This is a genomic window from Burkholderia sp. MSMB1589WGS (assembly GCF_001636105.1).
GTDB lineage: Bacteria > Pseudomonadota > Gammaproteobacteria > Burkholderiales > Burkholderiaceae > Burkholderia > Burkholderia humptydooensis.
This window is the reverse complement of record NZ_LNJT01000007.1, coordinates 13252-28925: the sequence shown is the minus strand read 5'-3', so window position 1 is coordinate 28925 and position 15674 is coordinate 13252. Positions and strand designations below refer to the sequence as shown.

Sequence of the window (15674 nt, the reverse complement as noted above, 5' to 3'; positions counted from 1 at the left end):
AAGGTCCGTAGCTTTTGTCACAGTCGGCCCGTCGCGCGGGTTCCCCGCGCGATGCGCGCGGCGAGCGCCGCCGCGACGCGCTCGACCACCGGGCGCCAGTCGCCGGGGCGCGTCTGCCTGAACAGCGTCGCGCCCGGATACCACGGGCTGTCGTCGCGATCGAGCAGCCAGCGCCAGTCGGGCACGCGCGGCAGCAGCACCCATGCGGGCCGCCCGAGCGCGCCCGCCAGATGCGCGACCGACGTGTCGACGCTCACGACGAGGTCCAGCGCGTCGACGAGCGCGGCCGTCTGCGCAAAATCCGTCAGCGCGCCGTCGAACGACAGGACGCCGCTTGCGCCGAACGCGTCGGCGTCGCGCGGGCGCATCTGCGGCTGCAGGCTCACGAACGTCGCGTCGAGCGCGACGAGCGGCGCGAGCGCGGCGAACGTCATCGAGCGGTTCTCGTCGTTCGCGTGCAGCGGATTGCCGGACCATGCGAGCCCCACCCGCAGCCGGCGCGACGGCGCGGCCGCGTCGAGCCGCTCGATCCACGCGGCGCGCCGCCGCGGATCGGCGCGCAGATACGGCACGTCCGCCGGCACCGTGTCGAGCGTCGTGCAAAACGCGTAAGGCATGCTCATCAGCGGACAGTGCAGGTCGAACGCCGGCACGGCCTGCCCTTCGGCGACGACGCCGGCGACGCCTCTCAGCGTGCCGAGCAGTTCGGCCAGCGCCTGCGGCGCTTCGACGAGCACGGTCGCGCCGCGGTCGTGAGCGAGGCTCGCGTAGCGGCAGAACTGCAGCGTGTCGCCGAAACCCTGCTCCGCGTGCAGCAGCAGCGTGCGGCCCGCGAGCGGCACGTCGCCGCGCCATTGCGGCCGGTCCGCATGACGCCGGTGCAGCGCGACGTCGGCGGCGTCCCAGCGCGCCTCGTGCTGCCGCCAGCCGGCATCGAAATCGCCCATCAGCAGGCGGCAGAACGCCTCGGATCGACGCGCGACGCCGTGCTTCGGATCGCGTGCGCAGGCGAGCGCGAAATCGGCAAGCGCGGCGGCGTGATCGCCGAGCTGCTGGCGCGCGACCGCGCGCGCATGGATCTCCTGCGCCGAATGGCCGGGCGCGGCGGCGGCGGCGGCGTAACCGGCGAGCGCTTCGTCGTGGCGGCCGAGATGCTGCAACGTGATCGCGCGGTTGCACAGCACTTCCGCATGCGGGCCGGCCGCTTCGAGCGCGCGGTCGTACAGCGCGAGCGCATCGTCGAACGCGCCGAGCGAGCGCAGCGCGCCCGCGCGATTGCGCAGCGCGTCGAAATCGGCCGGCGCGCGCGCGAGCGCCTCGCCATACGCGTGCGCGGCCTGCGCGTGGCGCCGGAGCCCGAGCAGCGCGTTGCCGCGGCCGATCCACGCGCCGACGTCGTCGCGGTTCAGCGCGAGCAGCCGGTCGCATCGCTTCAGCAATTCGTCGCGCAAGTGCAGCAGATCGAGCGCGACGCAGCTCACGAACAGCAACTGCGCGTCGTCCGGCGCGCGGGCAAGCCCTTCGTCGATGCATGCGAGCGCCTCGGCCGGCCGGCCCAGCTCGATCAGCGCGTACCCGCATGCGTAGACGAGATCGGGCGTCTTGCCGCGCACGACCATCGCGAGCTGGTAGCTGTGCAGCGCTTCGTCGCCGCGACCGAGCGCACGCAGCGCGTGGCCGCGTTCGGCGTGCGCGCGCGGGTCGTCCGGATCGACACGCAGCGCGCGCCCGACGCTGATCAGCGCGTCGGCGGGCCGGCCGAGCGCGCGCAGCGCCTCGCCGCGCCGGACCCACGTGGCGGCGCGGCCCGGCTCGCGCGTGAGCGCGCGATCGTACGACGCCACCGCGTCGTCGTGCCGGCCGAGCGCGAGCAGCGCGTCGCCGCGCGCCGCATGCGACGGCGCGTGGCCGGCGTCGCCCGCGAGCGCGCGCTCGGCGGCGTCGAGCGCTTCGCGATGGCGGCCCACGCCCGTCAGCGCCGCCGCATGATTCGCGAGATTCCACGGCTGGTTCAGGCCGAACCGCATCGACCGCGCGATCAGCGGCTCCGCGCGCGCCGGATCGCCGAGCTGCAGATGGACGAGCCCGAGCAGATGGAGCGCCTCGACGTGGTCCGGCATCATCGTCAGCACGCCTTCGTAGAGCCGCCCCGCGCCCGCGAAATCGCGCTGTTCGAGCCGCTTGCGCGCGTGGCGCAGCGCGTCGTCGACGGCTGCCCGCAGCGATGCGGCATGAACGCCGGACGCCGGCCCCGCGCTCACCGCGCGCCTGCGGCCACGAGCGCCGGCAGCGCGCCGCGGACCCGCTCGACGACGCTCGCCCACTCGCCGCCCTCGGGCTGGCGGAACAGCCGCGCGCCCGGATACCACGGGCTGTCGTCGCGATCGAGCAGCCAGCGGAAGTCGGGCGTGTGCGGCAGCATCACGGCGAGCGGCCGGCCGAGCGCGCCGGCCAGGTGCGCGACCGACGTATCGACGCTGATCACCGCATCCATCGCTTCGACGAGCGCGGCCGTGTCCGCGAAATCCGCCAGCTCGTCGCCGACGAAGCGAACCGGGCTCGCGTCGAGCGCCGGACGGTCGTCATCGCGCATCACCTTCTGCAGGCTCACCCATTCGTAGCGGTCGTCGAACAGCGGCAGCAGATCGGCGAGCGTCATCGAACGGTTGCGGTCGTTCACGTGCAGCGGATTGCCCGACCACACGAGACCGACGCGCGGCCGGCCGCTCGCACCGAGACGCATCCGCCAGCGCTCGACGCGAACGGGGTCGGCCCGCAGGTACGGCACGTCCGCCGGAATCGACGACAGATCGGTGCGCAATTCGAGCGGCAGGCTGAGGAGCGGGCAATGCAGGTCGAACGGCGGCAGCGGCTCGCCGCGCGCGACGAGCGCGTCGACGCCGTCGAGCGTCGCGAACAGGGTCTTCAGCTCGACGGGCGCCTCGACCACGACGCACGCGCCGAGCGCCTTCACGCGCGGCACGTAGCGGCAGAACTGCAGCGTATCGCCGAGCCCTTGCTCGTGGTACAGCAGGATCGTGCGCCCGTCGATCGGCATGCCGCGCGTCCAGCGCGGCTGCGCGAAGTCGCGCCGGCTTCCGTCGAGCTGGCTGTCTCGCCAGCGCCATTCGTACTCGGCCCAGCCGGCTTCGAAATCGCCGATCGACAGGCACAGGAACGCGCGCATGCAGTGCGCGGGCGCGTAGTCGGGATCGATGTCGATCGCATCCGCGTAGGCCTGCCGCGCTTCCTCGTGACGCCGCAGCGCGCGCAATGCGTTGCCGCGGTGGAAATGCGCGAGCTTCTCGCGCGGCGCGACGGCGATCGCGCGCGCGAGATCGTCGAGCGCCTCGTCGTAGCGGTGCGTCTCCAGCCTCACGCGCGCGCGCGTCAACGACGCGTGCGGATCGTGCGGCGCGAGCGCGAGCGCGCGGTCGCACGCGCGATGCGCATCGCGATGGCGATCGACGCGCATCAGCGCGCTCGCGTAGTTGCACAGCACGCCGACGCTGTCCGGTTCGACGTCGAGCGCGCGGGCGTAGCTGTCGACCGCGTCGCCGTGGCGCCCCAGATGGCTCGCCGCGTTGCCGCGATTCGCGAGCGCGCGCGCGTGGCGCGGCTCGATCGCGAGCGCGCGCTCGCAGCGCGCGAGCGCGTCGTCGTGCCGGCCGAGCTGGTCGAGCGCGATCGAGCTGTTGAAGATCGCGTCGACGAACCCGGGGCTCGCCGCGATCGCCGCATTGAAATCCGCGAGCGCGCGCTCGGGCTCGTGCAGGTCCAGATACGCGACGCCGCGCAGGAACAATACATCGGCGCTGCCCGGCGTCAGCGCGAGCGCGTGGCCGTAGCTGTCCGCCGCGTCGCCGAAGCGGCCGAGCGCGCGCAGCGCGAGCCCGCGCGCGCGCATCGCGTCGAACGTGCGGCCCGCGAGCGCGACCGCGCGGTCGCAATCGGCGAGCGCGGCGTCGAAGCGGCCGAGCGCGCGCAGCGTGTCGCTGCGCTTCACGTAGCCGTCGGCGAAGCCGGGCGTGCGTTCGAGCAAACGATCGTATGCGGCGCGCGCGTCGTCGTGCCGCGCCAGTTGCGCGAGCAGGCCGGCCCGCTGGTACAACGCGCGCGGATGCGCGGGATTGATCGCGAGCGCTTCGTCGAGGCGCGCGAGCGCGTCGCACGCGCGCCCGAGCCCTGCGAGCACGGCCGAGTAGTTCGCGAGCGCGAGCGGCGCCGGCCGATGCTCGACCGAGCGCCGCATCAGCGGCTCGGCGTCGTCGAGCCGCCCTTGCTGGAAGCGCACCGCGCCGAGCAGATGCAGCGCTTCCGGGTGATCGGGATCGAGCGCGAGCAGCTCGGCGTACGCTTTCTCCGCGTGCTGCAGCGCGCCCTCGCGATGCGCGTTGCGCGCGCGGGCGAGCAGCCGTTCGAGCTGCGCGGCGTCGGGCGGGCGGCGATCCGGCGATCGCGGCTCCGCCAGCGCGCTCGCGAGTGTCGTCCCTTCCCCGTTCGATGTCATCGTGTGGCCCCGCTGATCGTTGTGCTTCGTTATCCCCAGGGTCTGCTGTTTACAGACCCTAACGTGCCATCGCCTCGATCGCGGCGAGCACCGCGTCGATCACGTCCGCCCATTTGCCGGGCGCCGGCTGGCGGAAGAGCCGCGCCGACGGATACCACGGGCTGTCGGTGCGGGCGCGCATCCAGCGCCAGTCCGGCGGATCGGGCAGCAGCAGCCAGACGGGATGCCCGAGCGCGCCCGCGAGATGCGCGACCGCCGAATCGACTGCGATCACGAGATCGAGCGCGCTGATCAGCGCGGCCGTGTCCGCGAAATCGCCGAGTTCGTCGTCGACGCGCCGCACGGGAACGGTCGCGAGCAGCGCTTCGTCATGCTCGCGCACGGGCTTCTGCAGGCTCACCCAGTCGATGTCGAGATCGAACAGCGGCGCGAGCCGCGCGAGGTCGATCGACCGGTTGTGATCGTTCCGGTGCGCCGGATCGCCGGCCCATGCGAGCCCGATCCGCGGCCGGCGCCGCGCGCCGAGCGACGCGTCCCACTCGCGCGTGCGTTGCGGGTCCGCATGCAGGTAGGCGGCCGCGCGCGGAATGCTCGCTTCGTCGGTGCGAAACGCAAGCGGCAGGCTCAGCAGCGGCGCGCGACAGTCGAACGGCGGCAGCGGCGCGCCGCGCGCGATTACGTCGGCCGCGCCGTGCAGCGACGCCATCAGCGTGCGCAGCGGCGGCGCGACTTCGAACACGACGCGCGCGCCGCGCGCGGCCGCGAGCGGCACGTAGCGGCAGAACTGGAGCGTGTCGCCGACACCCTGCTCCGCGTGGATCAGGAGGGTCTTGCCGTCGAGCGGCGCATCGCCGCGCCACGACGGCTGCGTGAACGGGCGATCGTGACGCGCGAGCCGCGCATCGCGCAGCCGCCATTCGTATTCGGGCCAGCCGCGCGCGAACTCGCCCGCCATCAGATGAAGCGACGCGCGCGCGACATGCGCGTCGACGTAGCCGGGATGCAGGGCGATCGCGCGGTCGTATGCGGCGCGCGCGTCGTCCATCTGCGCCATGTCCGCATGGAGGTTGCCGCGATCGAGCCAGTTCGCCGCATGATCCGGGCGCAGCGCGAGCGCACGGTCGAGCGACGCCGCCGCTTCGTCGTGGCGGTGCAGATCCCGCAGCACGCCGCCGCGAGCCATCCATGCGTGCGCGAAGCGGCCGTCGCACGCGAGCGCGGCGTTGCAACTGGCCAGGGCTTCGTCGAAGCGCTTCAGGAATCGCAGCGCGGTGCCGCGCTTGCACAGCGTCTCGGCCGAATGCGGCTCGATCGCAAGCGCGCGCGCATAGCTGTCGAGCGCGTCGCCGTAACGCTCGAGTTGCAACAGCGCGTCGCCGCGGCTCGCGAGCGCGCGGGCGTGGAGCGGATCGAGCGCGAGCACGCGCTCGCAGCGCATCAGCGCCTCGTCTGCGCGGCCGAGCCGCGCGAGCGCGACCGCGCTGTCATGGAGCGCGTCGACGCACGCGGGATCGGCCGCGATCACCTCGTCGTATGCGGCGAGCGCTTCGCCGTAGCGGCCGAGAGCGACGAGCGCCCGGCCGCGCTCCGCCGCGATCGCGGCCATGCCGGGCCGGATCGCGAGCGCGCGGTCGAAGCATGGCAGCGCGTCGGCCGGCCGCCCCAGTTCGCGAAGCACGAGCCCGCGGTTGAACCACGATTCGAACGAACGCGGCTCGACCATCAGCGCGCGATCGTACGTGTCGAGCGCCTCGTCGAAGCGGCCGAGCGCGCGCAGCGCGCTGCCGCGATTGCACAGCGCATCGAGCACGAGCGGCGACACGGCGAGCGCGCGGTCGAACGACGCCAGCGCATCGTCATGGCGGCGCAGCGCGAGCAACGTGTTGCCGCGGCGCACGAGCGTCTGCACGTCGCCCGGCTCCGCGCGCAACGCGGCGGCAAAATGCTCGAGCGCCTCGTCGAGGCGGCCGCGCTCGCCGGCGATCGCGCCGAGATCCGACAGCGCGCGCACGCCCGACTCGATGGCGATCGAGCGGCGCAGCAGCGATTCGGCGTCGTCGGCCGCGCCGCGCTGGAACTGCAGCACGCCGTACAGATGCAGCGCCCGCGGATCGTCGGGCGCCTTCGCGAGCACGCCGAGATACTCGCGCGCCGCGTCGTCGAGCCTTCCGGCGCTGTGCCAGTTCCTCGCGCGCGCCAGAACGGCTGCCGATTGCCATAGTCCGGACGCGTCGTTCCCCGACGCGCCCGCGTGTGCCTCATGCCGGTGCTCGACCGTCACGTTCGCCCCCTTCCCGATTGCCGGCGCCGCTGCTCGACCGTCCGAAGCGGCGGTCGCGGCGATCATGCCCACGGCGAGACTAACGGACGGCCGATAACAGACGTATGACGAAAGTTACGGACCATTTCGCCCTGGGGGACGGCGCGCTTTTCGCGCCGGGGCGGTCGCGCTCGCGCTCGGGCGGCCCGGTCGCGCAGACGATGTGCCGATGCGCCGCAAGCGCATGCCCGCGCTCGATCCGATCCGCGCCCGGGCGCCCGCCGGGGCGCATGGGCGGCGTCGCGCGGCGCCGTCACTGCCCGATCGGAATCGTCCGCACGTATTCGACCGCGGGCGAGCCCATCGTGACCGCGAAGCGAACCCCGCGCGGCAGCGGCATCCCGAGCGACGTCGAATTGCTCACGCCGTGCTGCGCGAGGAATTGCGCGTAGGCCTGCTCGACGACGGCCTGGCTCGTGGTCCATCCGCCGGGCGGAATCCATACGGAAAGCTGCATCGACCGCGCATCGCGGCCGACGACGACGCGCGCGAACGCATCCATGTGATGCAGCGCGTCCTCGACCTCGGCGAGCGACGCGAGCGGCCGGGACGCGCTGCGCACGAGCTCGCGCCCGCGCAACTGGTAGCGCACGACCTGCACCTGCGTCGGCCCGCCGCCTACGCCGAGGTGACGCACCATCACGAGCTCGTTCGGCAGGATGCGCAGCGGCGGCCCGAACACCTCGTCGGCCGTCACGAGGTTCAGCAAGTCGAACTGCAACTGCGAGAAATAGCGGCCGAGCAGGCGCGTTTGCGCGAGATTCGACGCGATGCCGTCGCGGCCGCGGATCGTCGCGTCGAGCCCGCGCCACGACAGCAACGCGATCACGGCCAGCAGCGCGATCGCGACCAGCATCTCGATCAGCGTGAAGCCCCGTGCGCGCGCTAGCGCGCGCGGTTCAGCGCCGCGCCTCATTCTGGATCACCGTCGCGACTTCGGCGAGCACGTTACGGCTCGACGCCGACGGATAGACGCTCACCGTCACCCGGCGCACGAGCGGGCTCGGCAGCGCCGCGACGGATTGGCGGCACACGAACGGATAACGCCCCTGCGGGCACGCGAACGTGCGCGCGCCGACCGGCGGCCAGCTCGACGCGATGCGAATCTCGCCGAGCGCGTTGTCGGCGCTCCACAACGCGAGCAGGCGCATGCGGGCCGTATCGGTGTCCGACGCGAGCGCACCGATCGCGCGCATCACGGCGCCCAATGCGATCGCGACGATCGCGAGCGCGACCAGCACCTCGATCAGCGTGAATCCCTGTTCCTGTTCCCGTTCCCGTGCCGCGCGCGAACCGCCGCGTGCCGGACGATCGTGATGGTCGGTTTTGTCGTCGCACATGGCCTGCGTCTGTCGATGAGTCGCCCGGTGCCGTACTGGATGCGAAGCCGGCTCACGCGAGGCATCCCGCGCCGGCGCGGCCGGCGCCGCGTACGCACATTAAGCGACGCGTATGGCAGACACGTGTCGAATGGTACGGACCATTCCAGTCGGGACGAGACAGCCAGGCGGCGGACGTGGCGCGAATCGCGGAACGCATCGAACGCGCCGCCGTCGCGAAGCGCGCGTGCGTGCTCGGGCATGCCGCGCCAGGGCAACGCGTTCGAGCGTCCGTCGCTCGCGTCACGACGGGTCGTCCCTCGTCGCGACAAGGGCCGCGTGACATCGCGGTCATGGCGCTCACATCGCCGCCTCGAAGATCGCGATGACCTGGGCGAGCGTCGCCTTGCGCGGATTGGTCAGCATGCATGCGTCTTTCTGCGCATTGCTCGCCATCACCTCGTGGTCTTCGGCCTTGACGCCCAACGCGACCAGGCCGGCCGGGATGCCGATCGATGCCGAGAGCCCGCGGATCGCCGCAATGGCGGCCCGAGCGGCGTCGACGGTGCTCAAGCCTGCCGTATTGACGCCGAGGAGCGACGCGACGGTGGCGAAGCGTTCAGGCGCGGCAATCAGGTTGAACTCGGACACGTGCGGCAGCAGGATCGCATTGCAGACCCCGTGCGGGAGGTTGTAGAAACCGCCGAGCTGGTGCGCCATCGCGTGCACATAGCCGAGCGACGCGTTGTTGAACGCCATCCCGGCGAGATACTGCGCATAGCACATCGCCGCGCGCGCCTCCATCGATTCGCCGTTCGCGACAGCCTTCGGCAGCCATTCGCCGATCAGCGCGATGGCCTTCTTCGGCGCAGGCGTCGGTGATCGGCGTCGCGGCCGTGGAAACGTAGACCTCCACCGCGTGCGTGAGCGCGTCCATGCCGGTTGCGGCGGTCAGCGCGGGCGGCATCGCCACCATCAGGCGCGGATCGTCGATGGCGATGAGCGGCGTGCAGCGCCAATCGACGATCGCCATTTTCACGTGATTGCTGGAGTTGGTGATGATGCAGAATCGTGTCATCTCTGCTGCCGTGCCCGCCGTCGTGTTGATCGAAATCAACGGCGTCATCGGCACCGTCGATTTGTCGATCCCTTCATAGTCGCGGATATGTCCGCCTCCGGCGGTGACGAGCCCGATGCCTTTCGCGCAGTCGTGCGACGACCCGCCGCCGAGCGAAACGATGAAGTCGCACCCCTCGCGCTGATAGAGCTCGATGCCGTCGTGGACGTTGATGTCGGTCGGATTGGGCTCCGCGCCCGGGAAGATGACGGCCTGCAGGCCGACGAGCCACGACAGATCCGCGCCGTCGAGGTAGCGCGGAATCGGGCCCGCGTACATCGGCGTGTTCATGAACGGAATCTGCACGGCGACGCCGATCGCGCAGGCCGCGAGCGCCTGCGGATTGAAGCGGCCGGAGATGCCGCCGTCCGCGACGAAGATCGACTCGATGTCGTACCTCCCCTTGTGGATCACGTGGATCAGGGGATGGAATGAGAGGCAAAAGTCTTGTTCCACAAGCCTCTCGCCTCGTGCTGTAGCAAATCTGTCGCACTGGAAAAGTGCCCGTGATCAGCGGGCTTTAGCGTATCCGGCCCTAACCGGATCGCAGATCAATTGCAACGCGGCTCTGGTTGCTCTCCACTCGCCCTCAGACATCGACGCACAAACCACGCTGAAGTCCCCGCGTTCTTTTCGGGAAGACCGCTCGAGCCACCGTAATGGCTCTGACATCGGCAAAAGCCTACGCCACTGCTAAATCCCCCGCATTCATCGGGTCATTCTCCGCGAGATAGCGCCGCTGGTCACACCAGATCCCCCGCTGATCCCATAGCGCACAGGGCCACGACGTGAATGCAGCAACCGAATCGTGAACGTATTCGGCCAGCAGTTGATCGACGGCCAGCAAAGGCGGCTCCTGCTCGTCCCACGCCGACAGGATCATTTTTTCGTATGGAGTCAGTTCGCGCGGGGTCGGCGGGTAGCTATGCGGGCCGGGGCGGCGTTCGATCGGGTTGCGCAGGAACTCGATATGCCGCTCCAGCCGCCGTTGCTCGCCCAATAGTTGTCTGGCTTGCTCTTCGGGATCCTTCGGGACGTCATAGACCCATTCGTTCGGCTGGCATGGCGGGTGGTCAGCGTCGGTTCCGGCCGACACGGCCGCGCAAAACGATGCGCCGACTTTTTGATAGAGCCGCCCCAATACGCGATCGTCCGCACGGTTGCGAGCAAGAACGCTGCGCCACCGGAAGTTCAGGTAACGGTGTGGTTGGATCAGCGCTTCGAGGCCATCGCCGAACGCGGCCGGAAGCGCAGCCATATACTCGTTGTACAACTTCACGATCCGAGCGTCGTCGGCCAGCTTGAAATCGTCCCGAAATCTCGGCTCCATCTGATCCAGCGGTTGCAATGGCACGCCCGCCCGCAAAGCTTCGGCATACATGTGTCGTAGCGGGATCAACGACAAGTCCTGCTCGCGCCCCTGCTCTTCCGGCCCGTAACCGCCGCCGACATCGGAATGCACGCCCGGATATACGACTTCCTCGCAGTTGCCCGGATAGGTCTTGTCGACGCGCACCGAATCGAGCGGAAATGCTCGTCGCACCTCATGCGCCGAGACATAGTGCACGCAGCGCTCCACTTCAGCCGGGATCGCCAGTTCCGACGCCCAGTCAAGATGTAAAGCGGGACCGCCCACTGAAGCGACGGTATCGAACAGTCCCATAAAGTTGATACGCAACGGCACGCGCACGCCATTCGGAGCGGCCCAGTACAGCTTGCCGCCGTCTTTACTGCATTTCTGCTCCACGAATCGACGAACAAACGCTCGTGCCTCCGTTGCGCCCCGCGAAAACCCGAAAATCGCCACGGTGATTTCGCGCATGTGCTTCCATGAGCCCGGTCCCCATTCAATCTCGAGTCGGCGAGAAAACTCGGCCAATGCATATTTGATACGCAGATCGCCCCCCGCGCCTAGCCCCAGTCCGGCAATCCCACCGTCATCGTCTTTCAATTGATCGGTATAACCCGCCACCTTCATAAACTTAAAAGGCGTTCCAACGCCAGGAAGATAAAGAGCCCTAGCTTCATCGCCCACGGAGTCCTTCGCAGAACGAAACAGCTTGACAACGTTCGAATGCTTTTTGAGTGGCAGGTCTCGATCCATATTATTATTCGTACCATCGAAGAAGAACGACAGTGCCGGATAGAGTCGACATGCAATCGCATCTGCCTGATTGGCTGGACACTGTCGAAGGATACGCTTCGTCGCTCCGTCAACCGCTGCACGCGCGATCTCTTCATAAGTAATCGGCTTGCCAGCTTGTCGAACTGTCATAATCGTCCCTGTTTGATAGTTTTACTTGGCCGCACACCCAGTTCCGCTAGGCGAAAAAGCCAACTCGGCAGTATTACGATCACGCAAAATAACGCAGAGGTACGCGTCCGTCTTGTATGGATCGGAACCTTGATTTGGGCCACCCGGCGGAAAATGAACTTGCACGGTATGTTTTTCGTCTGGCCGTGTTACCGCCTTTGTCTTCGGATCCTCCTCGTACCCCCATTCCCACGTCACTGTCACGGGCTTATTCCAGTCCTTCACACCGGGAAAACAGCAAGCCGTTTTCCCTCCTGCGTTATGTGCTACTGCGTCGCCAGCCCAATACTTTTCGACGAAGATGTTCACCGCATACCGATCCGTATGATTAATCGGCACCATTCCAAGTGCAGGCCCGGCTCCCTTAAGAGGATCGTCGGGCAAGAAACTAGAGCCCGCGCAAGCGGTCAGCGTGACGACAGCAAAGCCCGCCGCGAAAGCCATGCGCTGGAATGTAGCAAAGGTCATCTTGTGCGTCCTTCTTGGCAAATAGCCTGATTATGCTTGGGGTCGATCGATCGCTACCGGTAGTAGCGGTTTCAATAATGCAGCGCCTTCGGGCGATGCCTCGAACGCCTCCCCATACCGGGTGGCAAGCGAGCAGTATTCCATGAGCACGCCGACTCCCTCGATACCGCGCTGCCGAGCACGTTCAATCTGCCGGCATACGAATCCGTAGCGCTCGTCTTCCGGGATTTCAGCTAACGTCGACGGATCGCGTTCATTGAGATGCAATAGCAACCCGTCCGGCACACTCGCATCGATCAATGCATCCACCTGCCCCTGATCGAGCTTGAGCGGCGGCTTGAGCGTCGCGGCGGAGGCCGGCATCCGAGCCTGACGCCAGTCGATCTGACGCAGCGCGCCTTCGCGATCCCAATACGTCCACCTCAGGATCGGCGCGAGCCATGCCTGACGCTGCGCGTCGGACAGCACCGGCCCTTTCACGAACAGCGTCTCGTCGTCTTGCGAACCGACCAGCGTCGCGAGAATCGCCGGATCCCAATACGCGAGCACGATCGGTTCGCCATCCGGCAAGCGCACGCGCAGAAACAACTTCAGATGCTCCGCGAGCACTGCAAGCGGCAATGGCGATGCGAGCAGCGTCGCGCACGGCGATGACGGTCCATGTCGTTCCAGCCATGCGCGCGCCGATTCAAAGTGACTTGGAGGGATATAGACGAGGTGCGGCGAAACGGCCCGCACGTCCGCTCCGCCGTCCATCAGGCACGCGACATGATCCGACCGGACCGACAATGCACCGGGCAAACTGCCGTTCTGCAACGGGTCGACGAGCACATATAGGTGCGCCCCTAACGAATCGGCCTCGCCGAACACGGTTTGCGTATCCATCAGCCCCCCGTCGACACGAACGCCGATCGCCCCGCCGCGCGTTTCATCATGCACGGCACGCACACCGCATCCGGCTGCGTCGGCATCGGATACGGCATGCCGGCCGGGCCCGAGAAGCTGTGCATGCTGCCCTTGATGTCTATCTTGCCCGGCGCATGGATCTGGATGTCCCCGTCCTTCAGGCGGATGTACGCCTGCCCCGACGTGATCAGTATCTCCTTGTCCGCCGCGATCTCGATGCGCTCCGTCGCCGACACGATCCGCACCGTCTTCTGGCCGATCAGATCGATCGTCTCGCGATGCGACTCGATTTGAACCGCGTCCTTCGCGAACAGCTTGATCCCGTCCTGCGCGAACACGCTCACCTTCTCGCCCGCGCTTGCCACGAACGACTTCCCCGTCGCGACGAACGCGTTTTGACCCGCGACGACGTTCACGTGCCGATCCGCCGACGTGTGCAGCGACTGAAACGTCGTCAGGCCCATGCCGCCCGCGCTGCCGAGCAGCATCGCCGGCACCTTGAAGCCGTTCGCGCTGCCCGTGCCGCCGCCCGACGTGCGCCCGCCGCTCAAGCCCGGCTCGACTGGCTGCCGCGTCGCGTCGGTCAGTTCCGTGAGCGCGTCGTGACCCGCTTTCAGACTCTCCGCGCGATGCTGCTCGCTCAGCGACGACTGCTGCGCGAGCACCTCGGCCGCGTCCTTCAGTTGATCGCGCGCCGCGTCCACCTCCAGTTGCTCGGCGTCATGGCGGGTCGAGTGCGTGCCGATGTACAGGCCGCGATTCGCGCGGACCGCGCCGTATTGGTCGGCATGCAGCGTGAAGCCCGAGCCGAGATAGCGGCCGCGCGTATTGCCCCGCTGAACGATCCCGTAGCCGAGCGTCAGATGGCTGTAGTCACCCCGCGTCTTGCTCAGCAGACGCGCACGCACCTGTCCGGTCGCATCGTCGAGCTGCATCTCGCTGTAACCGCCGCCGCCTCCGTATTCGCGCGACTGGAAGCCCGACAGCAGCCCGTCCGAATGCCACATCGGCGGCGTCGCCCCGCCCGGCGCGCGCGATACGATATACGGGCGGTCGCAGTCGCCGCCGACGAAATCGACATAGACGGTCTCGCCGCGACGCGGCACGTGTACGCCGCCGTACTGCTGCCCGGTATCCGACTGCGCGACCAGCAACGGCGGCGACGTCTCGAACGCGTCGGGCGGACTCTGCCTGTCCCAATGGAATCGCGCGCGCACGCGGTTCAGCGGATCGGTCCAGACCTCCTCGCCGTTCGGCGTGACCACCGTCGCCATCTCGACCGACATGGCCGGCTTGCGATGCTCGAACGGGCTGCGGTATTCGATGTCGGTGCGCTGCGCGTCCACTTCGATGACGTAGAGGCCCGTCGCGCCGTCCTGCGGATGCGGCGCAACCGCGAACGCCGGGCCCTCACCCGAGCGCGCCCGCTCGATGTCCGATTGCAGGCTGTACGGGAAATGCAGGCCCGAGCGGGCGATCGGCACGTTGTTCTCGATCGTCCAGCGGGCCGCGACGGCGACGAATTCCCGCTCCTTCGGATCGGCTTCGGCGTGCGCCGGATGATCGTTCAGCACGAACCGGCCGCCGACATCGACCCAGCGCGAGCCGCCGACGCCGGCGTACCGCCTCGAGCGCGACTCGTATTCCTCCGCTCGAATGCGCGCCCACGCAACGCCTCGATCCGAGTCCGGATACCGGTACGCACCCGCGCTATAGTCTTCGAGCGGCGGATACGGAATCGCCTTCTGCTCCTGCGTGCGCCAGTTCGTCTGCTCGACATAGCGGGTCGTTTGCACCGACTGCCGGACCTCGAAGGGCGTCGCCGGGCGCTGGTAGTCGCCGGAACGCGAGGCGACGTGCACGCTGTTCAACTGGCGCAGCGTTGCCCATTGCGTCAAGCCGTCGAACTCGTCGCCGGCATGGCCTCGATAGAAGTCGAGCGGCTTGGCGTCCGGCAGCGCCTCGACGCGATCGACGATCCTGAGCATCGTCTTCTGCTCGCGACCGTCGTGGGTCCAGTAGCCATAGAGCCCTTCGTCTTCCATGATCCGGTTGACGAAGTGCCAGTCGGTTTCGCTCTGCCGGCAATACGAACGCTTCGCGAGCGCCCCGCTCAGCGCGAACCGGAATGCGCCCTGAAGCTGCGGATAGCGATTGAATACGTCGGACAGGATGTCCTGCGCATCGCGGTCGAGCCAGAAATGCTCGTCGCGGCGATGCCGGAGAAAGTGCAGCGCCGACGAAAAGCCGATTTGCCACGACGTCAGGCCGCCGTCGGCCCCGAGCCGGCGCACGGTATGCACATAGCCGTGGATCGGCCGGTAGTCGGCATTCAGGTCGAGCACGCCGCGCGGCTGCTGGAGCCACAGCGTCACGGGCTGCGCGATCAGCGCGTCGGGATTCAGGTCGTCGCGCGTGGTCGCGGCGTCGATTGTCCACGTGTAATCGCGGCCGAGCCTGGCGTCGCCGATCGCGCGCAACGGAATCAGCGTGTTCGCGCCGAGCGGCGTGTCGAGCTTCAGCAGCCGCTCGCGCTGCAACAGCCCACGATGAATCGCCTCGAAGATCGGCGCAAACGCCGCCTCCTGCGGCCCGCGTGGCCCCAATGTCATGGTTCAAATCCTTTTTTTCTCAGGTTCGCCGGAATGGGGCGCGTCGCGCCCCTTGTTGTCAGGCGATCGAGCGCGGTATCGGTACCGGCGAACCGCCATCTTTGGCGA

The 15674-nt window shown here is 68.5% G+C and carries 9 protein-coding genes and 1 pseudogene; all 10 read right to left on the bottom strand.

Annotated features, from left to right (window positions below):
- Window positions 1-17: 17 nt before the first annotated feature.
- Entirely contained in the window at window positions 18-2261 is a 2244-nt protein-coding gene (locus WT16_RS08200; protein WP_063533089.1) for a tetratricopeptide repeat protein, read from the bottom strand.
- Window positions 2258-4510: a tetratricopeptide repeat protein gene (locus WT16_RS08195; RefSeq protein WP_063533088.1), complete on the bottom strand. Its 2253-nt coding sequence runs from the start codon at window positions 4508-4510 to the stop codon at window positions 2258-2260. Before WT16_RS08195 ends, WT16_RS08200 begins: the two co-directional genes overlap by 4 nt.
- A 58-nt stretch (window positions 4511-4568) precedes the next feature.
- Window positions 4569-6791, bottom strand: coding sequence for a tetratricopeptide repeat protein (locus WT16_RS08190; RefSeq protein ID WP_063533809.1), 2223 nt, complete (start codon window positions 6789-6791; stop codon window positions 4569-4571).
- 292 nt (window positions 6792-7083) lie between these two features.
- Window positions 7084-7746 carry a prepilin-type N-terminal cleavage/methylation domain-containing protein gene (locus tag WT16_RS08185; protein WP_063533087.1) on the bottom strand — a complete coding sequence of 221 codons (663 nt, stop codon included), beginning with the start codon at window positions 7744-7746 and terminating at the stop codon, window positions 7084-7086.
- Window positions 7730-8170 carry a type II secretion system minor pseudopilin GspI gene (gene gspI / locus WT16_RS08180; RefSeq protein ID WP_006026851.1) on the bottom strand — a complete coding sequence of 147 codons (441 nt, stop codon included), beginning with the start codon at window positions 8168-8170 and terminating at the stop codon, window positions 7730-7732. Before gspI ends, WT16_RS08185 begins: the two co-directional genes overlap by 17 nt.
- Window positions 8171-8509: 339 nt before the next feature.
- Window positions 8510-9488, bottom strand: a pseudogene (locus tag WT16_RS34820) (iron-containing alcohol dehydrogenase); the annotation flags it as partial.
- 460 nt (window positions 9489-9948) lie between these two features.
- Window positions 9949-11541 (bottom strand): DUF2235 domain-containing protein, encoded by a 1593-nt coding sequence (locus WT16_RS08170; protein ID WP_063533086.1) that lies wholly within the window; start codon window positions 11539-11541, stop codon window positions 9949-9951.
- Window positions 11542-11562: 21 nt separating this feature from the next.
- The gene (locus WT16_RS30585) at window positions 11563-12048 is read right to left on the bottom strand and encodes a DUF3304 domain-containing protein (protein ID WP_082874750.1); all 486 of its coding nucleotides are present in this window, start codon (window positions 12046-12048) and stop codon (window positions 11563-11565) included.
- Between the two features lie 30 nt (window positions 12049-12078).
- Window positions 12079-12933, bottom strand: coding sequence for a DUF4123 domain-containing protein (locus tag WT16_RS08165; RefSeq protein ID WP_063533085.1), 855 nt, complete (start codon window positions 12931-12933; stop codon window positions 12079-12081).
- Entirely contained in the window at window positions 12933-15566 is a 2634-nt protein-coding gene (locus WT16_RS08160; RefSeq protein ID WP_063533084.1) for a type VI secretion system Vgr family protein, read from the bottom strand. The genes WT16_RS08165 and WT16_RS08160 overlap by 1 nt, the downstream gene beginning before the upstream one ends.
- Between the last annotated feature and the right edge of the window lie 108 nt (window positions 15567-15674).